At 37.3% G+C, this 461-nt stretch carries 1 protein-coding gene; it reads left to right on the forward strand.

Going from position 1 to position 461, the window contains the following annotated elements; translation table 11 throughout:
• Positions 1 to 267: 267 nt before the first annotated feature.
• The coding region (locus EES38_RS23325; RefSeq protein WP_148090390.1) for a hypothetical protein at positions 268 to 461 on the forward strand (194 nt) is incomplete at its 3' end.

Below are 461 nucleotides of genomic sequence, written 5' to 3' on the forward strand. Positions count from 1 at the left end.
GGGGATTTTGGCAACAAAGAAATAATAATAATACAAGTGGTGACTCAGATTTTGGAAATAAATTAGCTGTATAATTGCCGGTGATTTTTGGAGCTAATATTATTGGCAAAAAAAAWGTCGATTTCTTTCGAACAGTTGCGGTTAATATTACAGCACCAGCAGAAGATGTTTGCCTTGCAACAASAGCTATTTRTAACAGTTTTGGGCAGACTTTGCATTCAAGCAGAAAAYAAGAAATCTATRTATCATGCAGATAATGGTGCAGTAATGGACATTTCAGAAGCATATCCTGTGCAGGATTCAAATCCCTCTATACCAGAAGGAAAACGTAATATTGGTAACGTGTCCAGCTCAGAGCAAGAAAATATTGTGCTAAATGCACATGAAGTTGTGACAATACCAGATGATCAGGAGCCAGATCCTGTAGATGATGCCCAGAGTCCAGAATCAAATGAAACACT

It is taken from the genome of Vibrio viridaestus (assembly GCF_003856525.1).
GTDB classification, from domain to species: Bacteria; Pseudomonadota; Gammaproteobacteria; order Enterobacterales; family Vibrionaceae; genus Vibrio; species Vibrio viridaestus.